Source organism: Nostoc sp. NMS8 (assembly GCF_017115045.1).
Lineage (GTDB): Bacteria > Cyanobacteriota > Cyanobacteriia > Cyanobacteriales > Nostocaceae > Nostoc.
Genome location: NZ_JABXKK010000086.1, coordinates 48,147 through 67,370, shown reverse-complemented (window position 1 = coordinate 67,370; position 19,224 = coordinate 48,147). Strand labels below are relative to the sequence as shown.

Below are 19,224 nucleotides of genomic sequence, written 5' to 3'. Positions count from 1 at the left end.
GAACTCCAAGAAACAAATTATCCAATATTGTGGGGTGGCCATCTTACCCGCCATATAAGCGCCACCCCACAAGACTTACAGCTATTTTTAGGTAAATAGACCACGCGGTAGGGGCACAGCATTGCTGTGCCCCTACGACAGATGTGGTTCAAATACATGAAAACCAGTGTAATTGGATATTTTTTTGTCAGTCTCTTATGTATTAGCTCTTACTACTTTATCTGCAATTACAAACAAATAATCTCCGTGCTTGTTTTCATACTTATTGACAATCTCGGTTATGCGTCCCGTATTAATATCTCCTGCGAGCCTTTGACACCCGGCGGCGATTTCATCCGCAGAAGCTAGCAAAGCAAACGTCGAAATTCCAGAACGGACATTTTTATCTAAATATATTTCAGGACGATATTTACCACTATATAAAAATAGGTCTTGTAAGTTTTCTGAAATAGAATAAGGTTTGATATCTACTGAATTAAAACCTGCCTCATTGAGAGCAAATCTAATATTTTCTAAACTTGGCATCTGTTCAGCAGATTTATATATAGCCTCTGGAAAATATTCGACTAACCAATATTCGCTCATTTGCTCTGGTGTAGCAGTAAACAATACCAAATGACCACCCATCAACACACGGTAAATTTCCTGAAAAACAGGGGTTAATGCAACAAAATGATGTATTGCTAGAGTGCATAGCACACCTGAAAAAATCTCATTAGCATAAGGTAAAGCTTCAGCTTCGGCAACTTGCCAAGCTACAAAATTACTCTTATTCTTAGCAGCATCAATCATCTGCTTTGACTGGTCTATTCCATGCCAAAGACCACCATGTTTTGCTAAAGCTAGCGTGTAATTTCCGGTGCCACATCCCACATCAAGATATGAGGAATTTGATTTGATTTGGAGATGAACAGCTAATCGGGCAGCAATGTCAGGGTCAGCCCGACGAGTCAAATCATAGCCTTTGCCAATTTGCTCATAAACAGCCATTTGTTAAAGTTTTTCACTAATTCTTCAAACAGTGAATATATTATACAGAAATCGTATTTGATTTTTGAAAAAACTCAGTATACATCTATTTGCTTCTGTTCCCTGTTCTTTTACATACTAAACTTCAATCATGAACCGTACCATCGGGCATAATCGCTCCTTGGAAATCAATGTCAGTGAGAATTGCTCCAGTTAAGTCTGCTCCTTGCAGATTAGCCTTTCGCAAAATAGCGCTATTTAGATTTGCATAGCTCAAATCTGCTCCTTGCAAGCTAGCTCCGCTTAAATCCGTTGCTAAATTTTCTCATTGTATTGTCAGACTCAGATTTGCCTGACACAGCTTTGCTCCATCTAAATTTGCATGATGCAATGAAGCACACCCGTAGGGGCAATACCCCTGCGGGAAGCCGCTAAAAACCCCTCCAAGCTTGGAGGGGTTAAAGTAATTTTTGCTAATGGGATGGTGATTCGGGGGAAAAAGCAGCTTTTCTTTGCCTGTGAAACATTTTCTTGTCAAAGCAATGAGATGAGAGTACAGCATTTCATAAATCCGTTACGAACCTCTTTAACGCTATACTTAGTTGGATAAATCACTATTAATCTCAATTGATGTCAGTTGCGATTCGACAGCGTTTAGATAACCTGTATCATTCAAAGCTTGTGCTGGTAACTTTTTAGCGTTGACAGCAGCCTTAACCACATCTAGTGCAGTCAAGTTTCCTTTTTGGTATTGAAATAACAAAGCACTACCGCTAGGAATTCCCTGTGCTTTCAGATTACCTTGATAAGCTAGAAATGCAGTCTCAAAGGGTTTTGGGTAGCTAACGTTTGTAGAATGAGTGGATAAATTGTTAGAGTTGATAACTATAGCTTCGCCACTATTGTTAGTAGGTGTTTGAGCGCCACCGATTCCAGGTAATAGAGCAATAGAAGCAACAATGAATACAGAATCTAGCAAGGTTGAGAGTTTCATAGAATTATCCTTAGTTATAGTAAAGTGCAATTAGTATTCTTAACTAATAGAGTCTTATTTTTTATCGGTCTAAACTTCCTGCACTCAGTTCACCTGAACGGTTGATTTGTTCCTCACCCATTCGGGTGATTTAATTGAGCGCATCCGACAGTTCATTCAAAATTGCTAAGACCCATCATCTGATAAGCAAGAACAGCAGTATCAAAGGGTTCAAGGTAATTGATATTTGGGGAATGGCTGCGTAAAGTATTAGATTTGATATCTGTGTTGATTGATATGCCACTCTTGCTATGAGTTGTGATTGCAGTCTTAGCGATTCTAGGTAGGACACTAGAATCAACAATATGTGTCAAATTGAGCAAGGGAAAGAGTTTCATCGCTGACATTGTGTTATTTAATAAGTCGACTTGAACAGATATGTATTTAACTGAGGTTATCTAAAAATTTATGCAGTGCTATTATTTAGTTGTAGGCATAACCCAACCGAGGCATTGCATTTCTGCGCTGTCCCCTTCAATAGCAGATTGATAACTGAGTCTAATTGAATCTAATTTATCTATTAGGGTTTACCGAACATATAAATTAGGGCAAACCGTAATTTCTCATATTTAATTTGGTACGGTAATCATCAATTAGTTGGTGATAATAGCCGAATATACAGCAAGTTTAACTCTACGTAATATAAATATGTAAGCACAAATTGAAGTGCAAAATTTATTAAACAAAGTTAACTAATGCGAGGAAGATTTATGACACTAGTTCGTTGGAATACTTGGAGAGAAATTGACACTCTACAACATCAACTTAATAGTTTATTTGAAGATACCAGGCTACCATCTGCATTGTTTGACAAAGGCTTAAGCAAAGTTCCTGCGGCTGAAATACAAGAAACTGAGGATGCGATTCATCTGAAGCTAGAATTGCCAGGAATAGAAGCTAAAGACCTAGATGTGCAAGTCACAGAAAACGTTGTTTACGTTAGCGGTGAGCGAAAATCTGAAACTAAAACTGAGGAAAAAGGCATTACCAGAAGTGAGTTTCATTACGGTAAATTTCAGCGTGTAATTCCTCTATCTGCTCGGATTCAAAATACTAACGTCACAGCAGATTATAAAGACGGCATCTTGAATTTGACACTGCCTAAAACTGAGCAAGAAAAGAACAAAGTTGTCAAGGTTAATTTGGAAAGACCTACTTAATGGGCAATCCGGTTCGGTTAAGGGTTATTGGTGTAGATAATTGGTCTAGAGAAGACGAGATAAATCGCGTCTACACATCAGGGTTTTGTGGCTCTATCTGAACTGCGATCGCACTATTTTACCTCTACTGATTCATTGAGATAACTAAAAGCCTGGTTATGCGAATAACCGGGCTTTTTTCTGACTACTCGATACTTTCGAGAGTTTTAAGCACATCTGCGGCTGACTGATATCGTTGAGTGAAGTCAAAATGTACCATTCTATTTAAAATCATAACTAACTCGTTTGTCGCATCAGTTATTTCGCGCCAATGTTGCCAAATCTGTTGATTGGCATCAGTTCCACTTTGGATAATGATTTCACCAGTATTTGTGTCTCTACGAAATTCTCTCGGATCTACCCCAGTTAAACCTTGTATTCCCATAATTCCCAAGGCATAAATATCACTATTGAGTTTTGGCAACCCGCTCATTTGTTCAGAAGGTGCATAGCTAGGAGTGCCAATTGAAATTGTCTGAGCTTCTTGCTGCTGAGGTTGAATCTGTTTAACAGCACCAAAGTCAATTAAAACAATGTGTTGATCTGATTCTCGCCTAATCAAGTTACTAGGTTTGATATCTCGATGAATTACGCCATAGCTGTGAACAAAGATCAGTACGTGTAAAACTTCTTTGAGCATCTCCACAACTTCAGCTTGTTTGAGTCGCTTCCCATAGGTTAGCTCATTATCCATAGCGTGCCCTCGAACAAATTCTTGCACTAGAGAAAATTGGTGATTTTCTTCAAAAAAAGCTAGCAGTTGGGGAATTTGTGGGTGCTTACCTAGAGTTTCTAAAATTTCTGCCTCAGCGTCGAATAAGCGTCTGACGACATTTAAATATTCTGCATCTTGGCGGGGAGGTCGCAACTGTTTAACCACACACTGCGGATTCCCCGGACGCTGGATATCGTTAGCGATATAAGTGTTGCTAAATCCTCCAGAACCCAAGCGTTCAGTAATTTGATAACGCTTGTTTAGTAGCGTGCCTAGTGCAATGTCTTGCCCGATGGAATCAGCAATTACCGTTGGCGCTTCATTAGAGGCGTCGCCGCGCTGCCGTAAAAGACCTTGCAATTCCACAATTAATTGTTGGTGTTCTTGAACCCGTTGGGTAATTTCTTTTTGCTCTTGCTTGGTTTGATAAGAACTATAGGCAAGGACACTCCCAGCAGTAAATACTAACCCCAACGCCGGAGGTATAACTGGGAACCATCCAGCTTGGGTAAAAATGACAAAATTAGCTCCAAATAACACTGCAAGGGCTGTTGCTGCTGCTAATCCTAAACCTAGTGGATGTTGAATTCGCCATACCAGCAACCCACCAACTACAGTCCATCCCCATATCCAAAGGATTTTACCCCACTCAGGCAAAAACCAAAATAAAGGCTGTTTGTTAAGAACAGCACTGAGAATTTGACTAACGCTGTGGGCATGAATTTCAATTCCTGCCATCTTGCCGGAATTATCTGACTTACCACTAGCAAATGGCGTATTAAAAATATCATTTAAACTATTGGCTGTTGAACCAATCAAAACGATACGGTCTTTTACCAAATCTGGTTTAACTTGATTTGCAAGGACTTCTGTAATAGTTACTTGTTGGGCAATCTGATGACCAGAACGGTAATTAAGCAGGATTTGGTAGCCATTTGTATCTGCTTTCTGATAACCGCCAGCGCTACTTTGCAGGGGTTTAAAGACTGTATTACGTAGTCGTAGCTCCTTTTTGGGAGTAAATTCTAGCTGGATACCTCCGACTTCTAAATATTTGAGTGCTAGTTGTAAGCTAAAAGAATAAGTGCTTTGACAAGAATCGGACTTCTCTGCACTTACTAATAATAGGTTGCGGCGAATTGTAGCGTCAGTATCTTCTACAACATCATTAAATCCAACTCGCTCTGCTTCCACGCCTTTTGGTGGTGCGATTCCCGGATTGTTAGAACCAGAATGTTTACAAATAGGAATGATAATATCACTCTGTTGTAGGCGTTGCAGTAGTTTTTCATGACCTGGCTGTACTGGTAAGTCACGAAAAATATCTAGACCAATGGCTCGCGGTTGATATTCTTCAAGCTTGCCTAACAGCCGATCTAGAAGTTCGCTAGATAAGGGCCAGTTCCATTTTTGGATATCTTTTTCAGTTAAAGCAACAATCAACAGACGAGAGTCTGGGCCGGGGTCGGCACGTAATTGCATCATTTCGTCGTAGACTTTCATTTCTAGAGGCTCGAAAACCCCCAGTTTTTGAATGCCTACTAGTAAAATTGTAGCGATCGCACTTGAAAGAATAACTGGCTGTCTAAATAAAATTTTAAAATTTACAACCATTTTTTTAATAAGTTTTACTTTAAAATATAAGTATATTTTGAGATTAATTTTTATTATTGAAATTATTCTATGCAATTTGCAACTTTTCAAAAACTATAGGAATTATATTTTACTTGCAAACCCTAAAATGCTCAGATACCCGACTTCTTTAAGAAATCGGGTATCTTTGTGTTCATAACTCATTTAGAATTGCTATATGTGTTTCAGATAATGCACGATCGCCTCTGCTGTTGGCAAATTAGTCGCCAGTAGAACTTGATTAATATTGCATAATCTCAGCAGTGCTTCTTCATTTGCTTGACCAGGTTGCGGTTGCAGCAAATCTCTCAGAAAAATAACTGCTAAAATTTCTCCTGCTCCAACCAATGAAGCAATTGTTTGATATCCTCCAGAAGTTGGTGCGGGGGTTTGTTGACTAATAGTTATTCTTGACTGTTGATGCAGGACTTCGCTAACAGATGGCCATGTAATCGTAAAGCTCTGTGAGAAGAATTCTTGATGCTGAGAAACAAATTCAGCAAGTTCTGATTTCTTGCTTTCATGAGCGATGAGTACTATATTTCTTTCAATGATTGCTTGAGGAGGCTCACTGACATTTGCTTCTTCTAAAGTTTCTTCTGAGGTTTCATCAGGTTGAGTTGCTTCTATGTCAGAAATTTCTTCAATAGTTTGACTGATATTCTCAGTAACTCCACTCTCTCTTGTTTCCAAAGATTGAATATCAGCGAATTCAGATACTTCACTTACTTGTGCAGAAACATCATCAACATCTACACTGACTTGTTCAGTATTTATATTAGGCAAACCAATGTCTTGATTGCTAAAAACTGCCGCAATGTTATCATCAAATGCGGTTGATACTTCAGAAATTTCGCTGATTGTTTCATCGACAACCGGACTCGTTTCTACTTCGTCAACAACAGTTGATACTTCAGAAGCTTCGCTTATTGTTTTATCGACAGCCGGACTAGGTTCTACTTCCTCAACAACAGTTGATGCCTCAGAAACTTCGCTGATTGTTTCATTGACAACCGGACTAGTTTCTACTTCGTCAACATCTGCGCTATCTACTGTTGTAATTGGCGTATCTAAATCTACTGCTTCATCAGTGATATTTTGTGTAACTTGGCTCAATGCTTCTTGCGGCTCAATATCCGTGTCTTCAGCAACATCTGTACTTTCTACGGCTGGCGTATCCAAATCTACTATTTCATCATGAGTAACCTCTGGAACGGCGCTCTCCTCTTCAGATACTTGGTGGAAAATATCGCGCGGCTGTACGAAGGTGACTTCTGCTTCTAGTGCTGCTTCTAATGCATACTCATCGCTGCTAACTTCTAGAATGGCATTCTGTGGAGGAACTTCATTGAAAATATCGCGCGGCTGTACAAAGGTGACTTCTGCTTCCAGTGCTGCTTCTAATGCATACTCATCATCGGTAGCTTCTGGAATTGGACTTGTATCACGTCGCTGAACGAAAGTAGATTCTGTTGCTAGTGCTGCTTCAAAGTCTACAGCCTCATCGTGGTTAGCTTCTGAAAAGAGAATTTCCTCTTTAGGAGTTTCAATGATGTTTTCAGGTGCAGCGATCGCATCATCAGCTAAAGTAGAAGAAACTTCTGAAGCTTCACTAATTTCTGGAACCTCAACTTCTTCAACATCTGCGCTGATTTCTGGTGCAACTAATGTTTGCAAATGCACAATTTCATCACGAACATCGTGTGGAACTTCGTTGGCTGCTTCTGTTGGCTGAATGATGTTTTCAGGCGCGGCTATCTCAACAACTGAGATAACATCATCACTTTTATTGGAAACAACTGCTGAGATTTCGCTGATTTCTGAGGAAGGAGGATTAATTTCAGGGGTTTCTACTTCTTTGACTACCTCTTGAGGTGGATTAACAACATTGGCAGCGCTGACATTTTCAGGCGATCGCGGCCGAGAAAACAGTGAAGGATCTATAATTCTAAAGACTGTCTCTGGTTGCTCATAAGCGGGAGCAACTGCTTCCAAAATCAAAACGTAATCTGCAATCCGAATTACATCTCCATCACTCAAAGAATATGGTCGATCTTTTTCAGCTTGTTTTCCGTTAAATATTGAGCCATTTCTACTACCCAGGTCAGAGAAGTAGTAATTTCCATTTTTAACAAAAAACTTAGCATGTACCCGACTGATATCAGGGCTGTCTAGGAGTAAATCAGAATCAGGAGAACGGCCTATTAGCCATTCTCCTCTCGTTGGAGTTTCTGTGCTAAGGTCAACTTCATTGACTTCACTTAGATTTGGTGAGTAGCTAACTTTTACTTTCATATTAATTTTTGGTTAATTTTATTGATTTCTGCCACCCAGCGCTGACGGGTAGTATGTTCTAAATTTAAAATATCATCTTGTGACCAGTGGAAATGATAAGCAATAAAAGCTACCTCCTCATATAAAGTCTCAGAGGGGTAGCTTACGACTCCCCCGCCAGTTCTAGCTCCACTGAAAATTGAGTATTGCAGTGGGGACATTGTGTCGGAATATGTACATTACCTTGTTGATTGATTCGATTATAAAATTCTCGGAGATAGGCAATGTCATGTAAAAGAAGTTCTTCGAGTAAATCAGGACTAACAGAGTTGAAACTGCCCAAGCGACTGATAACCCTTGCAAGCATTACCAAGACACCGTAAGCTGGATTTTCTTGAACTTTGCGTTCTTGTTGCACCAAAATTTCATCTTTGGCGGTGGCTAAACGCATCACTCCATGACGATGTACTCGGTGTTCGCTATCACTCAATCCTCTAGGAAGAGTGAAGGCAAATTCTGTACATAAAGTATCTTTCTTACGGCGCATAGATTTTTTAATTTGGGCATTGGGCATTGAGGGGATGAGTCTTTGAACTCCGTGAACGAGTCTTTGAACTCCGTTGATGAGTCTTTGATACTCGTGAACGAGCCTTTGAACTCCGTTAATGAGTCTTTGATACTCGTGAACGAGTCTTTGAACTCCGTTGATGAGTCTTTGATACTCGTGAACGAGCCTTTGAACTCCGTTAATGAGTCTTTGATACTCGTGAACGAGTCTTTGAACTCCGTTGATGAGTCTTTGATACTCGTGAACGAGCCTTTGAACTCCGTTGATGAGTCTTTGATACTCGTGAACGAGTCTTTGAACTCCGTTAATGAGTCTTTGATACTCGTGAACGAGCCTTTGAACTCCGTGAACGAGTTTTATATTTTATTCTCCCACTCTCCTGCTCCCACTCCCCATGCCCAATGCCCAATGCCCCATTCGCAATTCAATTATGAAGAAGCGCTTCGGGAGAATTTACTGTATCTTCTGGGATGGGAGTTTCGCTCTCCAAGCCATTAATTCGACGGTAAAAATCTTGGAGATAATTTAAATCTTGGGAAAAAAAGTTTTCCACTATTGCAGGAGTCACTTCTGATAAAGCACCCAAGTGAGTAATCACTCGTGACAAGATAATAATTGTGGCATAAACGGGATTAGCTTTAACGCGTGGGTCACGCAAGGGTGCAATCTCGTCTATCGCCGTTGATAACCGCATTACACCTTTGCGGTGGAGGTTGCCTTCAGAGTCTAGATACCCCTTTGGCAGTGTAAATTCAAACTCTGTAGGAAACATAATCCTCCTAATTACTTCACGCGTTTAAATTCCTCAAAAGCAACCTCCACTTCCTCAATTTCGATGTCATGGCTGCGGGCGTTAACATCGGCAATCTTGTAACTTGCAGGCCAAGCACCGGCTAATTCAAATCTAGCGATTTCTTCATTTGCCTGATTATAAATAGACAAAGCAACAAGTCTACGTTGCTCAGACCAATTACCCTTTTCGACTTTTTCAAACCACTTCCAAAAATCCATAGAGTTGGTAGTACCTCTACGCAAAGTTAGATTACCACTCTTAGGATTGCTAGGAAGCTTAGTCCTCACCACCTGACCTTTTGATTGCCCTTTTTTACCCCAGGTTTGAGAAGTGACTTCACAAATTTCAATTACCTCTTGGGTTCTTTTGAAGCCTTGACACTCCAAAAAGAAACAATTGGCATCGTTTTGACCTTCTAGTGTCAGTTCTAAATAGAACCGATGGGCTGTCAGAACTTCGGGAATTCGGCTTGCGGATTGTACCACTGTTAATTACTACAAATGCTAATTATTTGATTCGTTTAATTCCTTCGTGAACCAATTCAACAGTCTCATTTGCCATATCGCCACCAGAAGCAGTTAAGGTAGGCCCTGTGTATTTACAGGGATAACAATTGACGATGTTCCAACGTGCTTTTTCAGAGCCTTGTTGGTCGTAAGCAACCACCGAACCAGTCTTACGATTCTGTGCCCACTTCCGAGGGTCGCCCATGTCTTCGTTACAATCTTGATACCATTTATAAAGGTCTATATCATCTGTGGCGATGACTTTGACCGTGATATTGGTAAATTTAACAACAGTTGGTGTGGCTTGACGCATGAGTTTAGCGCCCTTAGATGAACCGTGGACTTCTTGCGCTGGTGTATTTTCAACGCCTAGTCCGCTAATTTCTTTAATGAATTTATCAGTAATTCCGTCAGCCTCGAAGTAAAACTTACAAGAGGTTAAAAATTCGCCTGCCATACTTTTAGACTCCTTTGTGTGTAATTAATTTGGGAATGGGGAGTTAGGAGTTATAAGAGTTCTTTCCTCAATGCCCCATGCCCTATGCCCTATTCGCTATTCGCTATCTTCAATGCCGTTCCATTGGCTGATGCGGAAAACAACAAATTCAGCCGGTCTGACTGGGCAAACTCCGACTTCGATGTATAAACGTCCTAAAATTCTGGTTTCTGGTGGGTTCAATTCTTCGTCACACTTCACATAAAATGCTTGGGCTGGAGATGCACCAAACAAAGCGCCTTCACGCCAGATGCGTTCTAAGAAATTACTGACGGTGCGGGTGACACGTGCCCATAAATCTTGGTCGTTCGGTTCAAAAACTACCCACTGAGTCCCTAATTCTAAGGATTTTTCAATATAGCTAATTAGCCGACGCACACTGATGTAGCGCCACTCTGTTTTATCTGGCTCAACTAAAGTGCGTGCGCCCCAAATGCGGATACCTCTGTTGGGGAAGTTGCGAATACAATTTATTCCCAGGGGGTTTAATAGTTCTTGTTCGCGGAAGTTTGTGTCATAGCCCAAACCTATTACGCCTCTGGGAACTTCATTTGCAGGGGCTTTGTAAACTCCTCTAGTTTCGTCGGTGCGGGCCCAAACGCCCATCACATGACCGCAAGGAGGTACTAAAATGGGATTACCGCGATCGCGTGGATTAGGTACTTTAATCCAAGGATAATAAAGGGCCGCAAACATTGAACGACGGTTAAATCTATTCAACCATTCCACTACTTGCTGGGGTTTGACGGCATCAGGTGGCGCATCAAGTACAACCATCCGGTTGGGCGGATTGGGAATATCGCCACTGGCAGAACCCTCGCACATACTAATCATCAGTTCGATGATGCCGTGGACTTGATCTAAATTAAGTATCTGCTCTTGATAAGCCCGCATCACATCAGGACAAGCCAGCATTGTGATTTCATCAACTTCAAAGATACCGCGTACCCCGGTGCGATCGTCTCGAACTCCTTCTAAATTTTGCGAAAATCTATCGGGTGTGGCGGCGACAATAGGCGGCGCTAGCTCATATTGACCATTAACAGGGCGACGAGCTAAAGGCTGTCCACTTTGAGTGATGTCTTCTAGAGTGACATACATTGAATTTCTCAATGCCGTTAGCGCATAAGTCGCTGTTTGAGCGGCAGGCTCGCGGTTCATTGTCAAGTTTTCGTATTGCTCTAAAAGTTCATCTCCCCGACGAATTTCGATGGTGAAATATTCGCCTGTATTTGGAGGTGCTTCTCCTTCAGTACCTTCGGGTAGGGCGCGGGGCGAACCATCAATAATTACAATATTTACTAATCCACCTGATGCTTGCTCAGGGCGCAAAGTAAAGCGCAGAGCTGGACGATTACCTCGAGCGTTAATTCGTAAGTTAGCCGGTTCTGGAGTTGCGGGTCTGGGTGCGCCTGGTAATTGAGTCCCAATGCTTGTTACCCAGCAACGACCGCCACCATTCATAAAATAGCCGTAGACTGAAAAGGGTAAATAGGCGTTGAAATCGGTGAAGCCGTCTGAGTTGAGACGCGCAAAGTAGTTTAAGTATTGCGTCCAAGTGGTTACTAGCATGGGCTTGTATAACTCAGCCCCACCGCGAACGTCTTCAGTAAAGCCGACAAATCCGGCAACTGCTGTACTAACACCTTCAATTGGTCGGCTACCCCGGTCAATTTCTTCGATGTAGACACCAGGAGCAAAGTAATCAAGTCTAGCCATGAAAGTCTCTCCAAGTCAGTAAAAATCTAATTATTCAGGAGTTAGAAATATTTCTTTGAAAGTATGACTTTGGTTATCTACCAATGCATTGACGTTTTGGGGTAAATAGCCAGGATGATTCAAAGTCAAAACATAATTACCTAAATGAAGGTCTTCAAAGAAGAACAACCCTTCTTTAGTGGTTAATATGGATTTTTCAGTTCCCCTCACAGCTACTTCTGTCGCTACCAGCGGTAAATTTGTCACCGCACTTTTGACAATACCTGCGATCGCAACTCGCCTCGTTAATACTAGACTGTCACTATCGCGAGATAATTGATTTCGCAAATTGAAAATTCGCTCCCAAACCAAAGGCACTGGAGTGGGTTGTGGCTCGAAGGGTATTGTGACTGTCAAATATAAGGCTGAACGCAATGGCACATTGAGAGCGCTCCATAAAGAGCCAATCTCAATTGGCGGCTCTAGGGCAACTGTCATGTTCAAATTACCATAACCCCGTAATTCAGGAACCAAAAACTCCTCTTCCAAGGTGCGATGGCGCAACAGCACATTCAAAGCCTCACTAATAAAGTGATGCTCACCTAAAGCTGTTCTATCCCAGGCTGTTAAGAGCAGCGAAACATCAAACCAAGCCGGTGCCCAATTTACAGTAGCAGGTTGTAGAGCGCGTGTTAGCTTGCGTTCAACTTGCCTGCCAGAATGTTGTACCTGCTTACTCTCACGTATATCAAAAATGTATAAATTGAGAGTCGGCCCTGCTCCCTCTTCCCTCCGATTACCAGGATGGCTAAAGTCAATTTGCTCTGTACTGGTAAGCGAGGTTCCTCCAGCTAGAATTTCGGCTAAAGTTTGAAGAACGAAGATAAGCATGAAGGTATTCTGCTGGTAGCTAATCCAGATGCCTCTAGAGTATATGTATCAGTCTTCTAAAGTTAATTAGACTTTTGTCGATATTTTTCATTTTTCGATGGGGAATTGGAAAGAGGCAGAGGGGCAGGGTGCGGGGGGCGGAGGGGAAAATTCTTCTCCCTGCTCCCTTGCTTCTTCCCTACTCCCCATCATTCTCAAAATGATGATTGAGAAAGCTGGAAAATATTAGCTTTTCAATAATCCGAAAAGTAGCAACTTCAGTTTGTAGATTAGTCTTGAGTAGTTCTTGATTGGACGCATGACATTTTTTCTTTATAGAGTAGACCGAAAAGCCTGTCCTAGAGCGCCAGTCCAACTTTCATAGATGAATAAGTTCGTAGTCAGGACTTTAGTCTTTGGTTTGAGCGCTTCAGCGCTCTCTACGAACAGATTCATCCAAGTGTTGTAAATAATAGGTACTATATACCTATATATACTTAGGGAAACGAAATGCAATTTTGAATGTAAACTAAATAATTCTTTGTATTATTTAGTTACAAAGATAACTTAACAAAAAAATAAACATTCTTGATGCTGCATAATTTTATACTGGTCAGCAGAATAGTAAAACATTTGGTTGCAAAAAGCGAGTGAAGCTATGACACTAGGCTTTTCTGTACAAAAACTAGACAATAGCTCTAATTATTTGAATTCCTCAGATATTCGGAGTTTTTGTCAGCTTGAGTCTGAGCAGTTAACTAGTCAATATCCAATTTTTTTCGCTCGGATTGTCTATCACGATTTATTTTCGAGAGCTAATCAGGAGGTTATAAACTATGGTCAAGACCAAGCTCTTTTTCCTCCGAAAACTTTAGCTTACTTGCGTTCAGAAGCATGGCTCACAGATTTTCCGGCTGCTTTTACTTTACATAAATTTAAACTTAAGAATTTTTCATCCATTTCTTATATTTGCCCTATATCCTATAGAAATCAAAAGCCTGAATACATTCAAATCATTACTCATGAACCTCTCTCACCAAGTTTACAACTATACGTAAAACGTTCGGCTACACTCATAAGCAAGTATGTAGATATTTCCTTGGATTATGGAAGACAAAAAACTGAAATTCAACTTTTAGAAGATATTCTGCATCGAGTAGGACACCAATTGCGTAATTCTCTAGGACTCATCGGATTATATGCACATAATCTCTGCTTGGGTTTAGAGGATAGCCCTTGGCAAGAACAAGCAACCATAATTGGCGAAAGCATACAAGATTTAGATACTAATTTAAATGAACTGATTGATTGTGGTCAAAGTGCAAAATTAAGGGTATCACTTCAAGATTTAAGAAGTTTGGTAGTTGAAAGTATCACAAATTTACAACCGCTAATTAATCAGAAAAAAATTAAGATATCAATTCCCGATACATCAACAATACTGAAGATAGATAGATTACAAATGAAACAAGTTTTTGATAACATCCTCAGTAATGCTGTTCATTTCAGCCCTAATTCAGGAACTATTAGCTGTAGTTGGCAAATTTTTCAAGATGAAGTATTAATTAAAATTTCCGACCAAGGCCCAGGATTGTCTCAAGAGGATTTACAAAAAGTATTTACCCCATTTTATTCCCGGCGTAAAGGAGGTACAGGACTAGGTTTAACTATTGCTAAAAAAATTATTCTGGATCATCAAGGAAGTATCTGGGCACAAGTTTTGTCAGAAAGTGGGGCGCAGTTTTCTATAATTTTACCTCGACCAAGAAATGGATAAATAATTCGTAATTCGTAATTAAAGATATGACTAATGATAAGAAAAAACTTTCGGTTTTGCTTGTAGATGACGAAGAACGATTTCGTCAAGGGTTGCGTACTCTCCTCAATTTTTATAGTATTAATTCTGCGTTCCCTGTAGAAGTGATGGGTGATGCTGATTCTGTCGATCAAGTTTTAAAGTTTACAAACCAGAAGTGTCCAGATTTAATTTTGCTGGATATGCAATTGAAAGGATGTGATGGAATTACAGTTTTAGCGCGTCTTAAGGAAACTGGTTACACTGGCAAAGTTTTAGTATTGTCGGCTCATCAAGAAGACGACTGGATTTTTAGAGCGATGCAGGCGGGGGCTGCTGGTTATGTATTTAAAAATCGTTTAGCAACCCAATTGTGTGAAGCTATAGACACTGTAACTCGGTCGGAAATTTATTTACCTTCAGAAGTTGCTAGTCGATTTTTCCGGTTTTTTCAGGCTTACTCAGATTCTTGTGTAAAAGCATGTCATGAAGTGCATTTAACCGAAAGAGAGCAAGAAGTTTTATACTGGTTAACTCAAGGTGCTTCTAATGAAGAAATCGCTAAACATTTATATGTAACAGTTGCTACTGTTAAAGCGCATCTCACCAGTATTTTTGAAAAACTGAAGGTTACTAGTCGGACTCAAGCGATTGTGGCCGCCCTCAAGTTAGGATTAGTTCACGCTTGAGCGCGAGAGAAGTAATCGGCGCAATTTACGAAATTTGTATATGGCTCCATTTGAATCTTTTTATCAAGAATACCCCTGCTCGTACAATTCTCCCTTAAATTGCGATCGCCCTTTCCAAACGGCACAGCAAATCAAGGGCGCTAAGTTTTGCTTGGAATGTGGTTTTCCAGCAACTTTACCGCAGGAGGCTGAGATTAAAGGAAATCAGGGAACTTATCAAATAGTTAGTTTTGTGGGTGTACGGGGTTTAGGTCGCTTATACTCAGGTGTTCAACTCAAGGATAAACAACCTGTAATCATCAAAGAATACCTGCTACCCAATCGTTCTTTTAATGAAAGCGAGACTCAAAAGCGGAAAGATACTTTCAAACGGGTGGGTGGAGTAAGTTTAGCCGATAGTCGAATTCAAAACTTCCGTCTTGTGGAAACTAAAGAAGCGATCGCAGATGAAAAGGGCGAACGCTGCTATCTTATTACTCAGGGTATAGAATCATCCCAAACATTAGGTAAGTATCTCACAGAAAAGGGAGCAATGACACCTCCTGATGTGCGTGAGGTGCTAAATCAAGGTTTACAAACTCTCCAGTTTCTCCATACCCAAAAGCTGCGTTTCCCCTCAAATCAAACACAACTGGGTATTACTCACGGAAATATCAATTTAGATAGTACCTTAATTAAGGTAGAAAATAATCAAAAGTTTTCTATATATTTTTGTGATTTAGCTATCTGGGAAAACTTATTTATTCCACCGATTATTGCTCAACCCGCTCCCGCCAGACCTGAGCAAGATTTAGAATCATTAGGATTGCTAGCCTTTACTTTGTGGGTAGGGCGGACAACTAATTTGTTATCTAACCAGCCTCTCAACCCTAGAGATAATCAACAATGGCCAGATACCGATAGTCATTTAAAGCAGTTTATTTATCGTTTAATTGGTCTGGAAACTCCTTTCGAGAATGCGGAAGCGGCTCGTCAAGCACTGCTAAAACTTCCTAAAGAAGATCGCGGCAAAAATTCATTAGTTTCGTCGCCAGCTTCTCAAGAAATCAAAAAGCCTTTACCAATGCCCTTAATTCTGTTAGGAATTCTCGCTTTATTACTACTTGGCGGCGGAATTTGGTATTGGCTTTGGGGTAAGAAAATAGATAGTCCTAATCAATATATACAATGGTCTAGACTTGTGCGGAATTTCTCAGAAGTTCCCAATGTTCCTTCGGGACAATTTACTTACACAGGAGAAAAAGACAGTACATGGAGTTATGTTTTAACGCAATCTGTAGACAACAGTCGTTTAGGAGATTTATTGACCAGACCAAAATCAGATGCAACAGCAACATTTGACTATAAATCTGTCTTATCCTCTAATATAAATAATCAGCTTAAAAGTATCGAAGAAGTCCAAACGAACAAAAAAGACTTTGCAATTACAAGTTTAGTAGACAATATCACAGATAAACTTGCTAAAAAGCAAGTTGCTTATGATGGTTTACTTGTGTTTGTAGCATTTAATAAAAGAGATTCAAATCTTGCTAATGCTCTTGGGGGGCAAATCAATATTGAGCAATTGCGTCAAATTTACACAGGCAAAATTACTAATTGGCAGCAGATTAATTCTAAACTTCCAAATCTATCTGTGAAAGCTTTCGCCCCAACTGAACCGGAAGCAATCAGTAAATTTCAAGAAATAGTTCTCAAAAACGCCCCTCAAGACGAAGCTTTATTTGCAGCAAAAGTTACTAAACTTGATACCACAAAAACCCAAAATTTGATACGCAGTGAAACTTTAGAAGGGCGAACCACTGGTATTATTAGTTTTGGGATTATCAGTAAAACTTCTACTCAATGTACAGGCTATCCGCTAGCGATCGCAGATGGCAAAAAGTCAGCTATTCAACCTCTGTTTCAAAGACGCGATCGCCGCTCAATAAATCCCTCAGATGACTTATGTCAGCATGATGATTATTATGTTGATGTCACAACTTTCCAAAGCTACCCTCTGGGATACCCTATTTTTGTAGTGTACCCTAAAGACAGCAACCGCCTGCCCGGTGGTTCTACATTTGCCCAGATGCTAACTACTCGTCAGGGTCAGTGTTTACTTAGTAAAGTAGGTCTTGTAGCCTTACAACCCATGCCTGATGATATAAATTCCTATGCCTGCAAATCGGTGCCCTAATCCTAGTTGCGAATATTTTAACCGCGCCCTGCCTAACAATGCTAAGGTTTGTCCCTGGTGTTCAACTCCTGTGGGCCCTGTAAATAATGTAGTTTCCCCTACACCACAACCGCCGCCTATTCAACCACAGCCTAGTCAACCACAGCCCAATCAACAACAACCTAGTCAGTATCAGCGACCAGCAACAGACCAACCTAACTACCAAGTTCCTCAACAAACCCCCGTTGATTATTCAACAGTCTATCAGCCACGGGTTGCTTATCCACCAACACCGCCTGTTTATACCCCTCCGCCTCAAAGAGCGCCTGTCTTAAAGTTAGTTCATAGCACAGGAAGAGAATTTAACCTTGTTGGGGAAGGAGGTTATATTGGTCGCCGCAGTCAGAGTCCAGGAATAGCGCCCCCAGAAATTGACTTGACCGGCATTCCCAGTGAAGGAATAGTCTCTCGTCGTCATGCGCGAGTCGATTGGGACTGGTCGCAAAACTCATACATGATTGTTGATATGAGTACAAATGGCATTTATTTAAACAACAATCCTCTAACACCTGGGATGCAATATCGCCTGTTGAACGGTGACTCAGTGCGATTTGGTCAGGATAACCTAGTCAACTTCACTGTATATATTGTGTAGTAAATTCGTAATTCGTAATTCCAGGTTACTAATGACAAATGACTAAATGAGCAATGTATTTCGGGAATTCCTGCAAAAAGTAGGCGGCGGAAACCACACAGCCGAAAATTTAACTCGCGCCCAAGCAGCCACCGCAACTAAAATGATGCTGTTGGGTGAAGCTACACCAGCCCAAATCGGAGCATTTTTGATTGCTCATCGAATCAAGCGTCCCACAGGGGAAGAATTAGCCGGGATGTTGGATGCTTATGAGGAACTGGGGCCAAAACTGCAACCAATAGCCTCTGAGCGACCAGCGATCGCTCTTGGTATCCCCTATGATGGCAGAACCCGCACAGCACCAATTAGTCCCGTAACAGCTTTACTACTCGCCGCAGTGGGACAACCAGTGATAATGCACGGTGGCGATCGCTTACCAACGAAGTACGGCTTACCCCTGATAGATATTTGGCAAGGTTTAGGAGTCGATTGGACTACCCTACCACTAACAAAAACCCAGCAGATATTTGAGCAAACGGGAATCGGCTTTATTTATCTACCTCAGCATTTTCCCTTAACTACAAGTATTTGGGAGTACCGCGACCAACTTGGCAAGCGTCCGCCTTTGGCGACAATGGAGCTAATTTGGTGTCCTTATACTGGTGATGCCCACGTCATTGCAGGGTTTGTCCATCCCCCAACAGAAGGAATGTTTAAGGTAGCTCTAGGACTGCGAGGAGTCACAAAATTTACATTAATAAAAGGATTGGAAGGTAGTTGCGACTTACCGCGCGATCGCACTGCAATTATCAGCTTATCTTCATCCATAGCATCCCAAGAGGTAGAACGATTGCACCTCGTACCGCGCGATTACGGCTTTACTACCAAAAACGTACCCCTTGGAACTACTGAAGAACTGGTGGCGGATATTCAAGAGGTTTTGGCAGGTAAACCAGGTGAATTGATGCAAACAGCCTTGTGGAATGGTGGATTTTATCTGTGGCGGAGTGGTATTTGTCCAGATATGTCAGAAGGTTTAGCTAAAGCAGAAGAATTATTAACCAATGGTGTAGTAGCAGCTAAACTCCAAGAACTCAACCAGATAGTAAATTCAGTGTCAACAGGATTTGTACCAGTGTAAACAGTCCAGCACTTCAGAGCCTCAACACAATTCGTAATTAATTACGTAGCTTGCTTC

Annotated in this window: 17 protein-coding genes and 1 pseudogene; 6 read left to right on the top strand and 12 right to left on the bottom strand. The window is 41.0% G+C overall.

Annotation, left to right across the window (positions count from 1 at the left end; all coding sequences use genetic code 11):
* Positions 1-195: 195 nt before the first annotated feature.
* The 3 genes and pseudogenes from HWQ39_RS17000 to HWQ39_RS16990 all read right to left on the bottom strand — a co-directional run bounded on the left by HWQ39_RS17000 (position 196) and on the right by HWQ39_RS16990 (position 1,963).
* The gene (locus HWQ39_RS17000) at positions 196-990 is read right to left on the bottom strand and encodes a class I SAM-dependent methyltransferase (protein ID WP_292847281.1); all 795 of its coding nucleotides are present in this window, start codon (positions 988-990) and stop codon (positions 196-198) included.
* A 124-nt stretch (positions 991-1,114) separates the two neighbouring features.
* Positions 1,115-1,366: pseudogene (locus HWQ39_RS16995) on the bottom strand (pentapeptide repeat-containing protein); the annotation flags it as partial.
* A gap of 201 nt (positions 1,367-1,567) precedes the next feature.
* Complete coding sequence (locus tag HWQ39_RS16990) at positions 1,568-1,963, bottom strand: hypothetical protein (protein ID WP_292847278.1); 396 nt, start codon at positions 1,961-1,963, stop codon at positions 1,568-1,570.
* A gap of 749 nt (positions 1,964-2,712) precedes the next feature.
* Here HWQ39_RS16990 and HWQ39_RS16985 point away from each other — a divergent pair.
* Positions 2,713-3,162 carry an Hsp20/alpha crystallin family protein gene (locus tag HWQ39_RS16985; RefSeq protein ID WP_292847275.1) on the top strand — a complete coding sequence of 150 codons (450 nt, stop codon included), beginning with the start codon at positions 2,713-2,715 and terminating at the stop codon, positions 3,160-3,162.
* Positions 3,163-3,346: 184 nt separating this feature from the next.
* Here the strand turns inward: HWQ39_RS16985 and HWQ39_RS16980 are convergent, their stop codons facing one another.
* The 9 genes from HWQ39_RS16980 to HWQ39_RS16945 form a co-directional block, all read right to left on the bottom strand.
* Positions 3,347-5,530, bottom strand: coding sequence for a CHASE2 domain-containing serine/threonine-protein kinase (locus HWQ39_RS16980; protein ID WP_292847272.1), 2,184 nt, complete (start codon positions 5,528-5,530; stop codon positions 3,347-3,349).
* Positions 5,531-5,722: 192 nt separating this feature from the next.
* Complete coding sequence (locus HWQ39_RS16975; protein ID WP_292847269.1) at positions 5,723-7,843, bottom strand: FHA domain-containing protein; 2,121 nt, start codon at positions 7,841-7,843, stop codon at positions 5,723-5,725.
* Complete coding sequence (locus tag HWQ39_RS34435) at positions 7,840-8,043, bottom strand: DUF6760 family protein (RefSeq protein WP_366932280.1); 204 nt, start codon at positions 8,041-8,043, stop codon at positions 7,840-7,842. The genes HWQ39_RS16975 and HWQ39_RS34435 overlap by 4 nt, the downstream gene beginning before the upstream one ends.
* The gene (locus tag HWQ39_RS16970; protein ID WP_292847266.1) at positions 7,986-8,369 is read right to left on the bottom strand and encodes a phage tail assembly protein; all 384 of its coding nucleotides are present in this window, start codon (positions 8,367-8,369) and stop codon (positions 7,986-7,988) included. The genes HWQ39_RS34435 and HWQ39_RS16970 overlap by 58 nt, the downstream gene beginning before the upstream one ends.
* Before the next feature lie 445 nt (positions 8,370-8,814).
* Positions 8,815-9,162: a hypothetical protein gene (locus tag HWQ39_RS16965; protein ID WP_292847263.1), complete on the bottom strand. Its 348-nt coding sequence runs from the start codon at positions 9,160-9,162 to the stop codon at positions 8,815-8,817.
* Between the two features lie 11 nt (positions 9,163-9,173).
* Positions 9,174-9,668, bottom strand: a complete 495-nt coding sequence (locus HWQ39_RS16960) for a phage tail protein (protein WP_292847260.1) — start codon at positions 9,666-9,668, stop codon at positions 9,174-9,176.
* A gap of 22 nt (positions 9,669-9,690) precedes the next feature.
* Complete coding sequence (locus HWQ39_RS16955) at positions 9,691-10,146, bottom strand: phage tail protein (protein WP_094331970.1); 456 nt, start codon at positions 10,144-10,146, stop codon at positions 9,691-9,693.
* Positions 10,147-10,242: 96 nt separating this feature from the next.
* On the bottom strand, positions 10,243-11,904 hold the full coding sequence (locus HWQ39_RS16950; protein ID WP_292847257.1) for a phage tail sheath C-terminal domain-containing protein: 1,662 nt from the start codon (positions 11,902-11,904) through the stop codon (positions 10,243-10,245).
* Between the two features lie 30 nt (positions 11,905-11,934).
* Positions 11,935-12,774, bottom strand: a complete 840-nt coding sequence (locus tag HWQ39_RS16945; RefSeq protein WP_292847254.1) for a Pvc16 family protein — start codon at positions 12,772-12,774, stop codon at positions 11,935-11,937.
* Positions 12,775-13,411: 637 nt separating this feature from the next.
* On the opposite strand from HWQ39_RS16945, the gene HWQ39_RS16940 reads away from it, so the two are divergent.
* From HWQ39_RS16940 to HWQ39_RS16920, 5 genes are read left to right on the top strand one after another with little or no spacing between them, the layout of a single operon-like run.
* Positions 13,412-14,530, top strand: a complete 1,119-nt coding sequence (locus HWQ39_RS16940) for a HAMP domain-containing sensor histidine kinase (RefSeq protein ID WP_292847251.1) — start codon at positions 13,412-13,414, stop codon at positions 14,528-14,530.
* Positions 14,531-14,556: 26 nt separating this feature from the next.
* A complete protein-coding gene (locus tag HWQ39_RS16935) occupies positions 14,557-15,237 on the top strand; it encodes a response regulator transcription factor (RefSeq protein WP_292847249.1) in 681 nt (226 codons plus the stop codon).
* Between the two features lie 40 nt (positions 15,238-15,277).
* Positions 15,278-17,413, top strand: a complete 2,136-nt coding sequence (locus HWQ39_RS16930; protein WP_292847248.1) for a substrate-binding domain-containing protein — start codon at positions 15,278-15,280, stop codon at positions 17,411-17,413.
* Positions 17,391-18,047 carry an FHA domain-containing protein gene (locus tag HWQ39_RS16925; protein ID WP_292847247.1) on the top strand — a complete coding sequence of 219 codons (657 nt, stop codon included), beginning with the start codon at positions 17,391-17,393 and terminating at the stop codon, positions 18,045-18,047. Before HWQ39_RS16930 ends, HWQ39_RS16925 begins: the two co-directional genes overlap by 23 nt.
* A 46-nt stretch (positions 18,048-18,093) precedes the next feature.
* Complete coding sequence (locus HWQ39_RS16920; protein ID WP_292847246.1) at positions 18,094-19,167, top strand: anthranilate phosphoribosyltransferase family protein; 1,074 nt, start codon at positions 18,094-18,096, stop codon at positions 19,165-19,167.
* The last annotated feature ends 57 nt before the right edge of the window (positions 19,168-19,224 follow it).

Bases quoted from the DNA above. Each gene is read 5' to 3' on its own strand.
- HWQ39_RS17000 (WP_292847281.1), bottom strand. From the start codon at position 990: ATGGCTGTTTATGAGCAAATTGGCAAAGGCTATGATTTGACTCGTCGG.
- HWQ39_RS16990 (WP_292847278.1), bottom strand. From the start codon at position 1,963: ATGAAACTCTCAACCTTGCTAGATTCTGTATTCATTGTTGCTTCTATT.
- HWQ39_RS16985 (WP_292847275.1), top strand. From the start codon at position 2,713: ATGACACTAGTTCGTTGGAATACTTGGAGAGAAATTGACACTCTACAA.
- HWQ39_RS16980 (WP_292847272.1), bottom strand. From the start codon at position 5,530: ATGGTTGTAAATTTTAAAATTTTATTTAGACAGCCAGTTATTCTTTCA.
- HWQ39_RS16975 (WP_292847269.1), bottom strand. From the start codon at position 7,843: ATGAAAGTAAAAGTTAGCTACTCACCAAATCTAAGTGAAGTCAATGAA.
- HWQ39_RS34435 (WP_366932280.1), bottom strand. From the start codon at position 8,043: ATGTCCCCACTGCAATACTCAATTTTCAGTGGAGCTAGAACTGGCGGG.
- HWQ39_RS16970 (WP_292847266.1), bottom strand. From the start codon at position 8,369: ATGCGCCGTAAGAAAGATACTTTATGTACAGAATTTGCCTTCACTCTT.
- HWQ39_RS16965 (WP_292847263.1), bottom strand. From the start codon at position 9,162: ATGTTTCCTACAGAGTTTGAATTTACACTGCCAAAGGGGTATCTAGAC.
- HWQ39_RS16955 (WP_094331970.1), bottom strand. From the start codon at position 10,146: ATGGCAGGCGAATTTTTAACCTCTTGTAAGTTTTACTTCGAGGCTGAC.
- HWQ39_RS16950 (WP_292847257.1), bottom strand. From the start codon at position 11,904: ATGGCTAGACTTGATTACTTTGCTCCTGGTGTCTACATCGAAGAAATT.
- HWQ39_RS16945 (WP_292847254.1), bottom strand. From the start codon at position 12,774: ATGCTTATCTTCGTTCTTCAAACTTTAGCCGAAATTCTAGCTGGAGGA.
- HWQ39_RS16940 (WP_292847251.1), top strand. From the start codon at position 13,412: ATGACACTAGGCTTTTCTGTACAAAAACTAGACAATAGCTCTAATTAT.
- HWQ39_RS16935 (WP_292847249.1), top strand. From the start codon at position 14,557: ATGACTAATGATAAGAAAAAACTTTCGGTTTTGCTTGTAGATGACGAA.
- HWQ39_RS16930 (WP_292847248.1), top strand. From the start codon at position 15,278: ATGGCTCCATTTGAATCTTTTTATCAAGAATACCCCTGCTCGTACAAT.
- HWQ39_RS16925 (WP_292847247.1), top strand. From the start codon at position 17,391: ATGCCTGCAAATCGGTGCCCTAATCCTAGTTGCGAATATTTTAACCGC.
- HWQ39_RS16920 (WP_292847246.1), top strand. From the start codon at position 18,094: ATGAGCAATGTATTTCGGGAATTCCTGCAAAAAGTAGGCGGCGGAAAC.